13 protein-coding genes are annotated in these 15,432 nt (G+C 71.2%); 3 read left to right on the plus strand and 10 right to left on the minus strand.

Going from position 1 to position 15,432, the window contains the following annotated elements; genetic code table 11:
* Positions 1–140: 140 nt before the first annotated feature.
* The 5 genes from amcA to Van01_RS08730 all read right to left on the minus strand — a co-directional run bounded on the left by amcA (position 141) and on the right by Van01_RS08730 (position 4,932).
* On the minus strand, positions 141–377 hold the full coding sequence (gene amcA / locus Van01_RS08710) for a multiple cyclophane-containing RiPP AmcA (RefSeq protein WP_099848103.1): 237 nt from the start codon (positions 375–377) through the stop codon (positions 141–143).
* Positions 346–1,449: a cyclophane-forming radical SAM peptide maturase AmcB gene (amcB, locus tag Van01_RS08715; RefSeq protein ID WP_308442371.1), complete on the minus strand. Its 1,104-nt coding sequence runs from the start codon at positions 1,447–1,449 to the stop codon at positions 346–348. The genes amcA and amcB overlap by 32 nt, the downstream gene beginning before the upstream one ends.
* A gap of 176 nt (positions 1,450–1,625) precedes the next feature.
* Positions 1,626–2,780, minus strand: coding sequence for a phosphoribosylformylglycinamidine cyclo-ligase (gene purM, locus Van01_RS08720; protein WP_204003456.1), 1,155 nt, complete (start codon positions 2,778–2,780; stop codon positions 1,626–1,628).
* A 64-nt stretch (positions 2,781–2,844) separates the two neighbouring features.
* Positions 2,845–4,407 (minus strand): amidophosphoribosyltransferase, encoded by a 1,563-nt coding sequence (gene purF, locus Van01_RS08725; protein ID WP_204003460.1) that lies wholly within the window; start codon positions 4,405–4,407, stop codon positions 2,845–2,847.
* 162 nt (positions 4,408–4,569) lie between these two features.
* Positions 4,570–4,932, minus strand: coding sequence for a sterol carrier family protein (locus Van01_RS08730; RefSeq protein ID WP_204003463.1), 363 nt, complete (start codon positions 4,930–4,932; stop codon positions 4,570–4,572).
* A gap of 159 nt (positions 4,933–5,091) precedes the next feature.
* Here Van01_RS08730 and Van01_RS08735 point away from each other — a divergent pair, with 159 nt between their 5' ends.
* The gene (locus Van01_RS08735) at positions 5,092–7,305 is read left to right on the plus strand and encodes a carboxypeptidase-like regulatory domain-containing protein (RefSeq protein ID WP_308442370.1); all 2,214 of its coding nucleotides are present in this window, start codon (positions 5,092–5,094) and stop codon (positions 7,303–7,305) included.
* 151 nt (positions 7,306–7,456) lie between these two features.
* On the opposite strand, the gene Van01_RS08740 is transcribed toward Van01_RS08735, so the two are convergent.
* The 4 genes from Van01_RS08740 to purS form a co-directional block, all read right to left on the minus strand.
* Entirely contained in the window at positions 7,457–8,212 is a 756-nt protein-coding gene (locus tag Van01_RS08740) for a 2-phosphosulfolactate phosphatase (protein WP_204004442.1), read from the minus strand.
* Between the two features lie 4 nt (positions 8,213–8,216).
* Complete coding sequence (gene purL, locus Van01_RS08745; protein WP_204003468.1) at positions 8,217–11,057, minus strand: phosphoribosylformylglycinamidine synthase subunit PurL; 2,841 nt, start codon at positions 11,055–11,057, stop codon at positions 8,217–8,219.
* A gap of 67 nt (positions 11,058–11,124) precedes the next feature.
* Positions 11,125–11,808, minus strand: coding sequence for a phosphoribosylformylglycinamidine synthase subunit PurQ (purQ, locus tag Van01_RS08750; RefSeq protein WP_204003471.1), 684 nt, complete (start codon positions 11,806–11,808; stop codon positions 11,125–11,127).
* The gene (gene purS, locus Van01_RS08755; RefSeq protein WP_204003482.1) at positions 11,805–12,068 is read right to left on the minus strand and encodes a phosphoribosylformylglycinamidine synthase subunit PurS; all 264 of its coding nucleotides are present in this window, start codon (positions 12,066–12,068) and stop codon (positions 11,805–11,807) included. The genes purQ and purS overlap by 4 nt, the downstream gene beginning before the upstream one ends.
* Before the next feature lie 454 nt (positions 12,069–12,522).
* Between purS and Van01_RS08760 the strand changes: the two genes are divergently transcribed.
* Together Van01_RS08760 and Van01_RS08765 are read left to right on the plus strand one after the other, a co-directional pair.
* Entirely contained in the window at positions 12,523–13,203 is a 681-nt protein-coding gene (locus Van01_RS08760; protein WP_099848117.1) for a S1 family peptidase, read from the plus strand.
* Positions 13,204–13,227: 24 nt separating this feature from the next.
* Positions 13,228–13,791, plus strand: coding sequence for a YbjQ family protein (locus Van01_RS08765; RefSeq protein ID WP_204003485.1), 564 nt, complete (start codon positions 13,228–13,230; stop codon positions 13,789–13,791).
* Between the two features lie 130 nt (positions 13,792–13,921).
* On the opposite strand, the gene purB is transcribed toward Van01_RS08765, so the two are convergent.
* Positions 13,922–15,346 (minus strand): adenylosuccinate lyase, encoded by a 1,425-nt coding sequence (purB, locus tag Van01_RS08770; protein ID WP_204003504.1) that lies wholly within the window; start codon positions 15,344–15,346, stop codon positions 13,922–13,924.
* Positions 15,347–15,432: the final 86 nt, after the last annotated feature.

A 15,432-nucleotide genomic window follows, 5' to 3' on the forward strand; every position in this document is an offset into this window, starting at 1 on the left:
GTCACATCTGAGCACGCGGTGACTGCCCGCGTGCTCACGCATGTGCCCGCTACGCAGCGGCATGCAGCACCCGACGAGTCGAGGGCCCACCACGGCCGGACGATGCTCCGGCGGCGTGGCGGGCCCTCGACACCGACTGGTCAGCGGGGACGGTTGTTCCAGTTGTAGAAGGTCGGGATGTTCTCGAAGTGGTTCCAGGCGCAGACCGCACTGGCCCCGTCGCCACCCGCCACCTCCGCCCGTAGTTGACGCGCGACCTCGGCCTCGTGGAGCAGGGCGTTGAGCCCGGCGGCGGCCTCCCGCACCCGGTCGGCGACCCGGTCGGGCTCGTCTCCCGTCACGGTCTCAGGCTCCCGGTGACTGGTGATCTCGGGCATGCTCCAACACTCCCTCCAGTAGGCGGATCTTGCTGTTGCGGCAGTGCTCGGTCTCCGTACCGTCAAAACGCCCCAGCTCGAAGTAGCGGTTGGCCGCGTGGCCGCCGCCACAGAAACCGAAATACGGGCAGGAGGAGCGACACGCCTCCACACCGTCGATGAACTCGCCGACCCAGGGTGTGCGCCCCGCGCCGGCCAGGATGGTGTGCAACGGGGTGGTGAGCACGCTTCCGCTTGTGAAGTCGCCGTAGCGGGGGTCGGTGAAGCCGGCCAGCTCGGGCGAGAGCACCACGACCGAGCCGTCGTACGCCACAGTCGGTATCGGGTCGAGCCGGCGGGGCAGCAGGTCGTCAGCGGTACCGTCGAGCACCGCGGCGGCGTACCGCAACGACCACTCCACCTCCCGCAGGTGAATCCGGGGATTTCGCCGCCAGGCCGCGACCAGCTCGGCCCAGAACCCGGTCACCGCCGGGGCCTCGTGGGCGTTGTCCCGGGTGTTGACTCCCTCGGTCTCCTCGATGTTGACGCCGAGCACCTCACACCCGAGTTCGAGGAAGTAGTCGTACAGCTCGGTGGCCCGACCGGGAGACGGATCGTTTACCACCGCGAGCGCCGAGAACGGCAGGCCGTGCCGACGCAGCGCGGCCACCCCGCGGACGATCCGGTCGTACGCCGGCCGGTGTGCCCGGGTGACCCGCTCGCCGTTGCGTTCCCGCGGCCCGTCCACGCTCACGCTGACGCGCATCTGATGCTCGGCGAAGAACTCGCACCAGGCGTCGTCGATCAGGGTGGCGTTGGTCTGGACGTGGTGCTCCACCTCGGGCCCGAAGGGCGCCATCAGCGCCGCCAGCCGCTCCCGGCCGGCGGCCAGCGGCTCCCCGCCGTGCCAGACCACGGAGAACCTGTCGGTGGCCGCCCACTGGTTCACCGAGGCGGCCACCGCCTCGGCCACCGCCACCGGCATCTGCCGGTCCGCCGCCCGAAATGGCAGATAGCAGTACGCGCAGTCGAGATTGCAGAGGGTGGTTGGCTGCATCACGACGTACGACGGGACGGTGGCCAGGCCCCGCATCCCGCCCAATGACCGTCCCCGCGCAGCCATCGCCCTCCTCCGTAGCGGTCTTGGGCTGCCGGGCGCGACCCGGCATGGGCGCGCCCCACAGCTTTCGAGGGTGCCCTTCAGGCTAGGCGGCGACGGCCACTCGGGTGAAGCCCTGATCAGGTGGTCGGACAATCACCGAGAAGTGATCATCCCCGGGTGTGCTGGCCGACCATCCGCACCTCACCGGTGCCCTCGATGATCTCGCCGACCTGCCAGGCGTCGACGCCACGGCCGGTGAGCGTGGCCAGCGCGCGGTCGGCGTCCTCCGCAGACACGATGGCGAACATGCCCACGCCCATGTTGAACGTCGCTTCCATCTCCGGGTCCTCGATCCGGCCCTTGGACTGGATCAGGTCGAAGACCGGCTGCGGCTTCCACGTCGACCGGTTGACCACGGCGTCCACGTGCTCCGGCAGGATCCGCACCAGGTTGCCGGGGATGCCGCCCCCGGTGACGTGGGCCAGCGCCCGCACGTCGGCCTCCGCGATCAGCTTGAGGCAGTCCTGCGCGTAGATCTTGGTGGGGGTGAGCAGCTCCTCGCCGAGGGTGCGCTGGCGGCCGAAGTCGTCGATCACCACGTCCAGGCGCATCCGGCCGGCACCGAGCAGCACGTGCCGGACCAGGGAGTATCCGTTCGAGTGCAGGCCGGACGACCGCATCGCGATCACCACGTCGCCCACCTCGACCCGCTCGGAGCTGAGGATCTCGCTCTCCTCCACCACACCGACACCGGTGGCGGAGATGTCGTACTCGTCGGGGCGCAGCACGCCCGGGTGCTCGGCGGTCTCCCCGCCGAGCAGCGCGCAACCCGCGTACCGGCAGCCGTCGGCGATGCCGGCGCCGATCTCGGCGACCTTGTCCGGTACCACCTCGCCGGTGGCGATGTAGTCCAGCAGGAACAGCGGCTCCGCGCCGCAGGCGACCAGGTCGTCGACGACCATCGCGACCAGGTCGATGCCGACCGTGTCGTGGATGTTCATCTGCTGGGCGATCACCAGCTTGGTGCCGACGCCGTCGGTGGAGGAGGCCAGGATCGGGTGCTTGTACTTCGTGGTGTCCAGCCGGAACAGGCCGGCGAAGCCGCCGAGGTCACCCATCACCTCCGGCCGGCGGGTCTGCTTCACCTTCGACTTGAGCAGTTCCACGGCACGGTCACCCGCCTCGATGGACACCCCGGCGTCCGCGTACGAGACCGAGCGTTTGCGCGCCGGGCGGCCGGAACCGGCCGTCCAGGGCTGACGGTCCCCGCCAGCGCCGCTCGGGCTGCTTCCTGCGCCGCTGCGCTCGGACACGTGCGTCACGGTTCTCCCCTTTGTGGTTCTCGGCTGCCGCGTCGACGGTGACCGGCGCCGCAGCCGGGTGGTGCTACGGGCGGTGTGTGGTCGCCGACGGTTCGAGGTCGCCGAAACTGCCGTCGATTGGCGGTACGAGTTGCTCGGCGGGCTCGATGTCGTCGGCCGTACGGTTGGCGACCCGACGGCCGATCCCTTCGAGCACGTGCTTGCCGATCAGATTGCCGACCGGCAGTTCGATCGGGTACTCCCCGTCGAAACAGGCCCGGCAGAGCCGGGTCTTCGGCTGCTCGGTAGCGGCGATCAGGCCGGACAACGAGACGTAGCCCAGCGTGTCCGCGCCGATAGACCGCCGGATGCCGTCGTTGTCGAGGCCGTTGGCGAGCAGTTCGGCGCGGGTGGCGAAGTCGATGCCGTAGAAGCACGGCCAGGAGACCGGCGGCGAGGAGATGCGTACGTGCACCTCCACCGCACCGGCCTCGCGCAGCATCCGGACGATCGCGCGCTGGGTGTTGCCGCGGACGATGGAGTCGTCGACCACGACCAGGCGCTTGCCCCGTACGTTCTGCCGCAGCGGATTGAGTTTGAGCCGGATGCCGAGCTGACGCAGCGTCTGCGACGGCTGGATGAAGGTACGTCCCACGTACGGGTTCTTCATCAGGCCGGCGCCGTAGGTGATGCCTGACTCCTCGGCGTAGCCGATCGCCGCCGGCGTGCCGGACTCGGGCACCGGGATCACCAGGTCGGCCTCGACCGGGTGCTCCTTGGCCAGTTGACGCCCGATCTGCACCCGGGCGGCGTGCACGTTCCGGCCGGCGATCGTGGCGTCCGGCCGAGCGATGTAGACGTACTCGAAGAGACAACCCTTGGGCTCGGGTGCGGCGAACCTGGTGGACCGCAGCCCCTCCGCGTCGATCGCGATCAGCTCGCCCGGCTCCACCTCGCGGACCACGCTGGCACCGACGATGTCCAGCGCGGCGGTTTCACTCGCCACCACCCAGCCGCGCTCCAGTCGGCCCAGCACCAGCGGTCGCACCCCGTGCGGGTCGCGCGCGGCGTAGAGGGTCGACTCGTCCATGAAGACGAAGCTGAACGCGCCTCGCAGGTGGGGCAGCACCTCCAGCGCGGCGGCCTCGACGGAGAGATCCGGCCGGCTGGCCAGCAGCATGGTGACAAGCGAGGTGTCGTTGGTCGAACCGTCGGCGCCCTGGCCGCGCTCGGCCGCCTCACGCTGCAACTCGGCAGTGTTCACCAGGTTTCCGTTGTGGGCCAGCGCGATCGTCGTGCCCGACGTGGTCGCCCGGATGGTCGGCTGGGCGTTCTCCCAGGTCGACGCGCCGGTCGTGGAGTAACGCGCGTGCCCGATCGCGACGTGCCCGCGCAGGCTGGCCAGGGTCGGCTCGTCGAAGACCTGGGCCACCAGACCGAGATCCTTGTAGACCACCACGCCAGAGCCGTCGCTCACCGCGATGCCGGCCGCCTCCTGGCCCCGGTGCTGCAACGCGTACAGCCCGAAGTAGGTCAGGTTGGCGACCTCCTCGCCGGGGGCCCAGACGCCGAAGACACCGCAGGCGTCCTGGGGGCCGGGTCGTTGGGGATCAAGGTCGTGGCTCAGCCGGCCGTCGCCTCGGGGCACCTGCCGCTCCCTCTTGCTGGTCTGGACTGGCCTGGCGGAACCACGGGGGTCGCTCCGCACTCCTCGGCCGGGACCACACTGTCGTCGCCTGACAGTGTACGCGAATCCATGTCGCCACATACAGTCACACTGTCACTGCCTTGTGTCATCCTGCCCCAGCCGTCACTCCAGTTCGAGCGGCAGATACGCGGACAGGTCCGCACGCGCTCCGCTCGCCGTTACGCGACCCTCCGTGACCGCCCGCGCCCAGTCGAGTCGCCCCGTGGCCAAGCCAAGCCAGGTTTCCGGATCCATCTCCACCGTGTTCGGCGGAGTACCGCGGGTGTGTCGCGGCCCCGGAACACACTGAACTGCACCGTAAGGTGGGACTCGCACCTCCACCGATCGGCCGGGGGCGCGGTCCGCGAGGAGGGCCAACAAGGCCCTGACCGCCTCGCGGAGCACCGACCGTTCGGGTGTACGCCCCTCATCGAGCGCCGACAACGCCGCCACTACCGAGGCGGACTTAATGTACGGAGAGGACACGACGGGACGATACGGCGTGATCGCGCCGGCCGTCACGCTGGCCCTGGGTCGCGCCGATCCGGCCAGACAAGGCATAGTTGCCGACGGCGTATTCGTACCGTGATGTTCCCCGGCCCGGCACCCGTCGGTCAGGGGAGGTCAGTCCGGAAGGCGGTGGACGTGTCAACACACCGACGAGCCTGGCACAAGCGGGCCGGTGTGGTTGTGGCGCTGATGATCGGTGCCCTGCTCGCCGTCCCAGCAACACCCGCCTTCGCCGCCACCGTCAACGTCGTGCCTGGCTCGGTGACCGTCAACGCGGGCAGCGACGCCACGGTGACCGTGCAGGTGACTCCGGGTGAGAATGACACCAGCGCCGAGATCAGCCTGACCGGCCTCCCGTCTGGAGTGAGCTGCGCCAGGGGCTGCGGAAGCATCCAGTTCAACGGCCCCGCACCGAGGACGCAGCTGCTGACGCTGCGGGCGAACGACAACGCCCGGAACGGCTCCACCGGCGTGACCGTTCAGGTACAGCCGGACAGCTCCGACCCCGCGACCGCAAACCTCCAACTCACCGTCCGTGGCGAGCAGGCTCCGCCGCCGCCGCCGTCGTCGCAGGCGCCGCAGACGGTGCGGTCGATCTCCGGCAAGGTCGTCGACCAGGGTGGCGAGGCGGTGGCCGGCGCGTACGTCCTGCTCAAGGACAGTGCCGGCAAGCAGCGGGACACCACCACCAACGGCGACGGCAACTTCCGGTTCACCGGCAGCAGCGACAACCCGATCGCGCCCGGACGGATCGACATCGGCGCCAGCGCCGACGGTAAGAACGCCGTGGCGAGCTTCACCGCAAACGCCGGGCAGAGCATCACCGGACGACGGATCACCCTCCCGATCGCGGCCGCCTCGGAGAGCCCGAGCGCCAGCCCGTCGGCAAGCGAGTCGGCGGTGCCGACCGAGGATCCGTTCGAAGAGGAACTCGGCGAGGAGGAGACCCCCGCCGAGAGCGCCGCCGCCCAGGCCCCGGCCTCCAACGAGGACTCCGGCGGCTTCGGCAACTGGCTGCTCATTCTGCTGGGCGGTCTGTTCGTGGCCGTCGGTGTCGGCACGATCGTGCTGCTCTGGATGAAGCGCAAGGAGAACGAGGACGGCGAGCCCGACGGTGACGCTCCCGCCGGTGCTCCGGCCGGCGCGGTCCCGGCGGCCCGCGGCTCCTTCGCCGGTGCGGACGACCAGACCAGGGTGGTGAACCGGGTGGGCGCCGCGCCGGACCCGACAATGGTCGGTGGCCCCGGACTGGCAAACGCGCCGACGATGATGCACCAGCCGGTCGTGGACGACGTCCCGCCGGACCCGTACGGCGCTGCACCGCAGCCCTACGGCGCGGCGAGCGGTCCGGGCGGCTGGTCGGGCGGCGGCTACGGTGACGAGCCTGGCGGTTACGGTGCGCCCGGCTACGGCAACGCCCCCTCGTCGGGCGGCGGCTACGGCAACCCCACCCCGTCCTCGGGCGGCGGCTACGGCAACAGCCCGTCCTCCGGCAGTGGCTACGGCAGCCGCGACTACGGTGCCGGCAACGCCGGCCCGGACTACCCTCCGGCGGGTGGCGCTGCCGGCTACGGCGAGCGGTACGACGAGCCGACCGGCCGCTACAAGGGCGAGGAGACGGCCTACCCGGCCCCCGCCGACCCGTACGCCACGGGCATGTACCAGCCGGAGGCCGGTCAGGGCTACGGCCAGCCCGAGCCTGGTGCCTACGGGCGTGGCGAGACCGGCGGTTACGGGCGTGGCGAGGCCGGCGGCGACTACGGCCGCAACGAGCCCGCCGGTGGCTACGGCCAGAGCGACCCGACCCGGGGCTACGGCCAGGGTGAGCCGGGTGGCTACGGCCAGAGCGACGCGACTCGCGGTTACGGCGAGGGTGAGCCGGGCGGCGGCTACGGCCAGGGCGACCCGGGCCGTGGCTACGCTGCGGGACAGCCCGGTGGCGGCTACGGCGCGGCACCCAACGGCGGGTACGACCAGCCGGCCGGGGGTTACGGCCAGGAAGCCGGGCACCAGCGCGGCGGCTACGACAACACCAGCTACGACAGCGGCTACGACCAGGGCGGCTACGGCGGCGGCCAGGCCGGCGGTGGATACGGCCAGAGCGGTTACGGAAGCGGCCAGGCCGGTGGCGGGTACGGCCAGGAGCCGCCAGCCGGCGGCGGATACGGCCAGGAGCCGCCGGCCGGTGGCGGATACGGTCAGGAGCCGCCCCGCCAGCGCGGCGGCTACGAACAGGGCGGCTACGGCCAGGGCGGCGGATACGGTGACCCGGCACAGGCTGGCCGGGCCCGACCCGACGCCACGCCCCAGGATCGCAGCGGCCGTCGCCTGGACTGGCTTGACGACTAGGCCACCGGCAGGCTCGGCACCGGCACGAGGCGACAGTGCCGACCCCAGACCACGTTGGACGTAGAAGGTCAGGTCACTCGGACGTGATGATGTCCGAGTGACCTGACCTTCGTGTGCGGCAGCTCGGGTCGCTCCCACCCACCGACAGCGGTCAGGCTGCGGAGAAGACGCCCTGACGCAGCAGCGGGACCACGTTGGAGGTGCCGAGGCGGACGGCGATCTCGACGTCCTCGGCGAAGCCACCCTCGATCAGCTCACGACCGGAGACACAGCCCCGGATCGCCGCCGGCACGTCCGGAGTGCTGGCCAGCGCGGCCAGCGCCATGGCCGCCTCCACGGAGAGCCCGCCCGGCGCGCCCGACAGGGCGTCGAGCACGCTCGCCGCGCCGAGCTGGTCCTCCACCGACGGGCGCAACGACCCGTCCGGCCACCGTTCACCTGCGGCCACCACACCTATCGCGGCGGCGTTCGAGCCGTACCCCTGGCTGGTCAGCCAGCGCCCGACGGCGCGGGCGTTGCGCAGGTTGGCCGCGACCACCGGTAGCCCGGTGGCGCTGGCGGCGGCGCTGATGGCCGAACCGTTCGGCGACGGCAGCACCAGATCGGGCACCACGGGCGCCCGGCTCAGCGCGGCCGGCGACAGCGACCACGGATGTTCGCGGGTGACCTGCCGGCGGCCGGTCGCGGCCACCGCGCCGACCCGGCGCGCGTAGTCGGCGGCCTGTTCGCCCCAGGGGAACGGATGCACGCGCATCCCCCGCCCCACCGCCACCTCGACGGTGGTGGTGAACGACAGGACGTCCACCACCACAAGTGCCGCGCAGACCCGACCGAGTTCGGCCGCGCCCGCCAGACCCCAGTCGAACCGGACCCCCGACCCGGGTTGGGCGAACACGGCCGCGGCCAGCGCCTCAGCGCTCGTCGGGCGCAGGGGGCTGCTCGGTGTCACCGTGCTGCGGAGCGTCCGCCCCGGATTCTTCCTGGCTGGCTGCCGGGTCGACCGCCTCGGCCGGCGGCTGGGCCGCCGTGACGCGACCGGTACGCACCGGTGGGGTGGCCCGCTCAGCCGGTCGGTCGGCCGGCTCGTCGGTCGGATCGGCAGCGGCCGGCGCGGACGCGGCTTCGACCGGCTCCGGACCGGACCGATCCGGGCTGGACGGTGTCGGCCCGTCCTGCGGGCGATCGGTGGCCTCGGCCGGTGCGGCCTGCTCCAGGCCGGAGCTGGTCGCCTCCGCTGGCGATCCGGCGCTTGACGGCGCGTCGACGTCGGCCGGCCCGTCGATGACGACCTCGGCAACCGCCGGTGCGGTCACCTCGAACGGCTGCACGCCGCCGAACAGGGCCGGCAGCGTGCCGGTGTACGCCTCGCGCAGCTCGTCCAGACCGATCCGGAACTGGCCGTGCACCTCAAGCGCACCGGCCGTCGGGTCGGTGACGCCGATCAGCTCCCACGGCACGCCGTGCTCGCCGCAGAGCGCGGTGAACGCCTTCTCGTGCCCGCGCGGCACCGAGACGAGCACCCGGCCGGCGGACTCGCTGAACAGGAAGACGAACGGCATCGAGTTGCCCTCGAAGCGCTCCGGCACCGCGATCCGGGCTCCCACACCGTGCCGCAGGCAGGACTCCACGAGGCTCTGCGCGAGACCGCCGTCGGAGAGGTCGTGCGCGGAGCTGAGGTGACCGACCCGGGCCGCGTCGGCCAACAGGCCGGCGAGCTGCTTCTCGCGGGCCAGGTCGACGTGCGGGGGTACGCCACCGAGGTGCTGGTGGGTGACCCAGGCCCACTCCGAGCCGGAGAGTTCCACGTGCGTCTCGCCGAGCAGGAAGAGCTGATCGTGATCGGCACCGGCCCGCGGAACGAAGCCGGAGGCCACCCGGTCGGCCACGTTCTCCAGCACGCCGAGCACGCCGACGACAGGCGTCGGGTGGATGGCCGCCGCCCCGGTCTGGTTGTAGAAGCTGACGTTGCCGCCGGTCACCGGGATGCCCAGCTCGGCGCAGCCGTCGGCCAGGCCGCGTACGGCCTCGGCGAACTGCCACATCACGCCCGGGTCCTCCGGCGAGCCGAAGTTCAGGCAGTCGGTGACCGCGATGGGTGTCGCACCGGTCACCGACACGTTCCGGTACGCCTCGGCCAGCGCCAGCTTGGCACCCTGGTACGGGTCGAGGCGGGCGTACCGGCCGTTGCCGTCCACGGACAGCGCCACGCCCAGCCCGGTGCGCTCGTCGATGCGGATCACGCCCGAGTCCTCCGGCTGGGCGAGCACCGTGTTGCCCAGCACGTATCGGTCGTACTGCTCGGTCACCCAGGTCTTGTCGCAGAGGTTGGGCGAGGCGATCATGCGAAGCACGGTGTCGCGCAGCGTGTCCGGGTCGCTCGGCCGGGGCAGCGTCTCCGCCCGGTCGGCCTGGAGCAGGATCAGGTCCGCCGGCTCCCGCATCGGGCGGGCGTAGACCGGCCCGTCGTCCACGAGCGACCCCGGCGGTACGTCCACCACCAGGTGGTCCCGCCAGGTGATGAGCAGTCGGCCCGGTGAGCCGTCCGGCTCGGGCGCGGTGACCTCGCCGATCGCGGTGGCCCAGACGCCCCACTTCTCGGCGGTCTTGAGCACCGCCTCCAGCTTCTCCGGAGCGACGACGAGCAGCATCCGCTCCTGGGACTCGCTGGCCAGGATCTCGTGCGGCTCCATCGAGGGCTCGCGCAGCGGCACCCGCTCCAGCCACACCCGCATGCCGGTGCCGGCGGAAGCCGCCGTCTCGGTCAGGGCGCAGGTCAGGCCGGCGCCGCCGAGGTCCTGGATGCCGACGACCAGCTCGGCGTCGTACAGCTCCAGGCACGCCTCGATCAGCAGCTTCTCCATGAACGGGTCGCCCACCTGCACGGACGGGCGGCGCTGCTCGCTGCCCTCGGTGAAGGTGGCGCTGGCCAGCACCGACACTCCGCCGATGCCGTCCCGGCCGGTCTTGGCTCCCATCAGCACCACCACGTTGCCGGGACCGGTGGCGTCCTTCTTCTGCAGCCGGTCGACCGGCAGCACGCCCAGGCAGAGCGCGTTCACCAGCGGGTTGCCCTGGTAGCAGGGGTCGAAGACGACCTCGCCACCGATGTTGGGCAGGCCGAGGCAGTTGCCGTAGCCGCCGACACCGGCGACCACGCCGGGCAGCACCCGGGCGGTGTCGGGGTGGTCAGCGGCGCCGAAACGCAGCGGGTCCATCACCGCCACCGGGCGGGCACCCATGGCCAGGATGTCGCGGACGATGCCGCCGACACCCGTGGCCGCGCCCTGGTACGGCTCGACGAAGCTCGGGTGGTTGTGCGACTCGACCTTGAAGGTGACGGCGAGTTCGTCGGAGATCCGCACGACGCCGGCGTTCTCCCCGATGCCGGCCAGCAGCCGGTCGCTCGGCGGGGCCTTCTCGCCGAACTGCCGCAGGTGCACCTTGCTGGACTTGTAGGAGCAGTGCTCGCTCCACATGATCGAGTACATCGCCAGCTCGGACTGGGTCGGCCGGCGGCCCAGGATGTGCCGGATGCGGTCGTACTCGTCGTCCCGGAGCCCCAGCTCGGCGTACGGCTGGAGCTCCTCGGGGGTGCTGGCGGCGCGCGGCACGGTGTCCGTCCCGTCAGCCCAGTCGGTGGCCTCCGAGACGGCGGCGTGCCGGGCCGGGGCTGCCGGCGGAGCGGCGGCCGGTTGCGGCTGCGCCGGGACCGCCTCCGGGTTCTCCCGTACCGGGTCCGGATGCGTGGTCATGACGTCTCCTTGTTGCGCTCGCCGCCCGACGGGCGGGTGAGCCGACCGATGATCCCGCCGCGGACGGTCACGCCGGCGCCCCCACCAGGTGCTTCAGCACCGAGGTGAAGAAGCCGAGGCCGTCGAGGGAGGGGCCGGTGAGCGCCTCCACCGCGTGCTCGGGATGCGGCATGATGCCGACCACGTTGCCGGCCTGGTTGGTGATCGCGGCGATGTCGCGTTGCGATCCGTTGGGGTTGCCGCCGACGTAGCGGGCGACGACCCGGCCCTCGGCCTCCAACTGGTCAAGCGTCGCCGGGTCGGCGACGTAGCAGCCCTCACCGTTCTTGACCGGGATCAGCACCTCCTGGCCCGGCTGGAACGTGTTGGTCCAGGCGGTGCCGGTCGACTCGATGCGCAGGATCTGGTCACGGTTGCGGAAGTGCAGGTGCTGGTTGCGGGTCAGGGCCCCGGGCAGCAGGTGCGCCTCGCAGAGGATCTGGAAGCCGTTGCAGATGCCCAGCACGGGCAGGCCCGCGCCAGCGGCGTCGATGATCTTCTCCATCACCGGCGCGAACCGGGCGATGGCACCGCAGCGCAGGTAGTCGCCGTAGGAGAAGCCGCCGGGCAGGACCACCGCGTCCACCCCGTGCAACTCCGCCTCACCGTGCCAGAGACGGACCGGTTCGGCGCCGGCGATCCGTACGGCCCGGGCCGCGTCCCCGTCGTCGAGCGAGCCGGGGAACGTCACCACACCGACCCGGGCGGTCACGACCGGGCTTCCGCGGATTCGTCGGCCTCGACCAGACGGACCGTGAAGTCCTCGATGACCGGGTTGGCGAGCAGCTTGTCGGCGATCTCCCGGGCCCGGTCCAGGTCCGGTTCACCGGTAAAGTCGATCTCGATCCGCCTGCCGATCCGTACCGAGGCGACGTCGTTGACGCCGAGCCGGGGCAGCGCGTTTGCGACGGCCTGGCCCTGAGGATCGAGGATCTCGGGCTTGAGCATGACGTCGACGACGACGCGAGGCACTGGGCACTCCTGACTGTGTACGCAGTTGGGTGCCGACCCACAACGGGCGAGCGCAGCCAGCCTACCTGGCAGATGCCGCACCAGCCGCACCGGCCGGACGCCGTCAGGGTGCCCCTGAACCCTACCCACACCTACCGATCGGGACCGATACGGGTTCGTTGCGATAGCGATACGGCTTCGTTGCCAGTTCCCCGGCCGGTCGGCCGTCGGCTGGATCGACCCCCGGCGGCAGGGTCGCCGACAGCCGCCACCAGTCGCGTGACACCCGGTGGCGGGAAACCCCACTGTTACATCGCTTTGTTTCAATGAACCTCTTGTGAAACACCTCACCGGGCCCTACGGTACATCGTCAGACGTCGATTTATCGACGGCTCCGGTGGCGGATCACCCCCGTCCGCCACCCAGGCCGGCCCGGTGAACCCGGGCCCTGTGAAACCCCGAAGGAGCCCCACCGATGCGCATCCGATCCCTGATCGCGGTCTTCGCCACAGCCATGGCCGGCGTGCTCGGCGCCAGCTCCGGCGCCGTCGCCTCACCCGTCGCCCCGTACATCATCGGTGGCGGCACCGTCTCCTCGGCGCCGTGGGCCGCCGCGGTCTTCAGCAACGGCTCGTTCACCTGCTCCGGCACGATCATCGCCCCGCAGTGGGTGCTCACCGCGCGGCACTGCCTCGGCGGCTCGATGTCGGTACGGGTCGGCAGCGTCTACCGCTCCTCCGGCGGCGTCACCCGCACGGTAAGCGCCACCTACGGCCAGTACGACGTGGCCCTGATGCGCCTGTCCAGCTCGGTGAGCACCAGCTACGTCACGCTGGCCTCCAGCAACCCGCCGGTCAACTCGACAAACTCGATCTACGGCTGGGGCATGACCTGCTACAGCGGCTGCTCGGCGTCGAGTCAGCTCAAGACCGCGAGCGTCCGGGTCACCAGCACGAACGTGAGCGACGCGTACGGCGGGCAGGCGATCCGCAGCACCCGGATCAACGGCAACGCCTGGCGCGGCGACTCGGGCGGCCCGCAGTTCTACAACGGTCAGCAGGTCGGCGTGGCCTCCACCGCCGACGGCCAGAGCATCCAGAACTACGGCAGCGTCGCGTACAACCGTGCGTGGATCCGCTCCGTTTCCGGCGTCTGACGGTTAGCGCCCGTGGCGGCGCGGATGGTGGGCCCTGCGCCCACCGTCCGCGCCGCGCGGTTTTTCAGCATCCGAGCAGGTGAACAAGGCTCACGATGCGCCGCACCCGCACCTGCCAGCATCGGAAACGTGCTGGTTGTGACGACGGATCTACTTCCCGGCTACGAGATCCGCCAGATCCTCGGCGAGGTGGTCTCCTCCATGGCCAGGACCCGCAACCCGTACCGCGAGGGCGTGAAGAACCTCCGTGGTGGCGCGTACGACCCGATGGCGCCGGACAACCTCACCCGCTGGCGCACCGACTCGGTCGCCCGCCTCGGCGAGGAGGCCCGGCGGCTCGGCGCGAACGCGGTGGTCGGGATGCGGTTCGACAGCCGCGACTGTGGCGAGATGTGGATGGAGATCTGCGCCTACGGCACCGCCGTGATCGTGGTGCCCAAGGTCCCCGACGTCATGCCCCCCGACCAGCCCCTGGTCGCCGCCGAAACGGCCCAGGAACCAGCCTTCGCCGAGACCCCCGGCGCCATCGCCGAACCAGCGAGCGCCCCCACCCTCGGCACCGCCGCCGAAACCCCCACCCGCGACTAACCCCCACTCCCACTCCCACTCCTACCCGCTTCATCTCGTTGATCATGAAGTTGTTGCCTTCCCGCCCGGGGCGCGGCGTGACAACAACTTCATGATCAGCGAGGGATGCCCGGGGGTGGGTGGGGTGGGTTTAGAGGATGGGGGGTGGGGAGTAGGTGGCGGCTTGGGGGTGGGACTGGACGATTTTGGTGATTCTTGCGGTTACCGACTGGATCTGGGCGGGGGCGGCGCCTACGAAGGCGGCGCGGTCGGCTACCAGGGCGTCGATCTCGGGGCGGGTGAGGGTGAGGCGGGTGTCGGCGGCCAGGCGGTCGAAGAGGTCGTTGTCGGGGGTGGCCTTCTCGCGCATGGCCAGGGCGACCGCGACGGCGTGCTCCTTGATCGCCTCGTGCGCGGTCTCCCGGCCGACCCCCCGACGCACGGCCGCCACCAGGATCTTGGTGGTGGCCAGGAACGGCAGGAACCGCTCCAGCTCCCGGTTGATCACCGCCGGGTACGCGCCGAACTCGTCAAGCACGGTGAGGAACGTCTGGAACAGCCCGTCGGCGGCGAAGAAGGCGTCCGGCAGGGCGACCCGGCGCACCACCGAGCAGGAGACGTCCCCCTCGTTCCACTGGTCGCCGGCCAGCTCGCCGACCATCGACAGGTAGCCCCGGATGATCACCGCGAAGCCGTTCACCCGCTCCGACGAGCGGGTGTTCATCTTGTGCGGCATCGCGCTGGAGCCGACCTGGCCCGGCTTGAAGCCCTCGGTGACCAGTTCCTGACCGACCATCAGCCGGATCGTGGTGGCCAGCGACGACGGTGCCGCAGCCACCTGCGCCAGCGCGGAGAGCACGTCGAAGTCGAGCGACCGGGGGTACACCTGCCCCACGCTGTCCAGCACCCGGTTGAAACCGAGGTGCTCGGCGACCCGCCGCTCCAGCTCGGCCACCTTCTCGGCGTCACCGTCGAAGAGGTCGAGCTGGTCGGCGGCGGTACCCACCGGGCCCTTGATGCCCCGCAGCGGGTACCGAGCGATCAGGTCCTCCAGCCGCTCGTACGCGATCAACAGCTCCTCGGCGGCCGACGCAAAGCGCTTGCCCAGCGTGGTGGCCTGCGCCGCCACGTTGTGCGACCGGCCGGCCATCACCACGTCGGCGTACTCGTGGGCGTGCCAGGCGAGCCGGGCCAGCGTTGCCACCACCCGGTCCCGGATCAGCTCCAGCGAGCGGCGCACCTGGAGCTGCTCGACGTTCTCGGTGAGGTCCCGGGAGGTCATCCCCTTGTGCACGTGCTCGTGCCCGGCGAGCGCGCTGAACTCCTCGATGCGGGCCTTCACGTCGTGCCGGGTCACCCGCTCCCGCTCCGCGATCGAAGCCAGGTCGACGTCGTCCAGCACCCGCTCGTACGCCTCGACCACCCCGGCCGGCACCGGGACACCCAGATCCCGTTGCGCCCGCAGCACCGCCAGCCAGAGCCGCCGTTCCAGCCGGACCTTCTCCTCCGGCGACCAGAGGTTGACCAGCTCGGGCGAGGCGTACCGATTGGCAAGCACGTTCGGAATCATCGTCACCCCACCATTCTCGCGGTATCGCGGCGCAGCTACCCGCGCGGGTCCGGCCGGATATACTACTTTCGCAAGTCGTATATAGGGGGGTG

Source organism: Micromonospora andamanensis (assembly GCF_016863495.1).
In the GTDB taxonomy this organism is placed as follows: domain Bacteria; phylum Actinomycetota; class Actinomycetes; order Mycobacteriales; family Micromonosporaceae; genus Micromonospora; species Micromonospora andamanensis.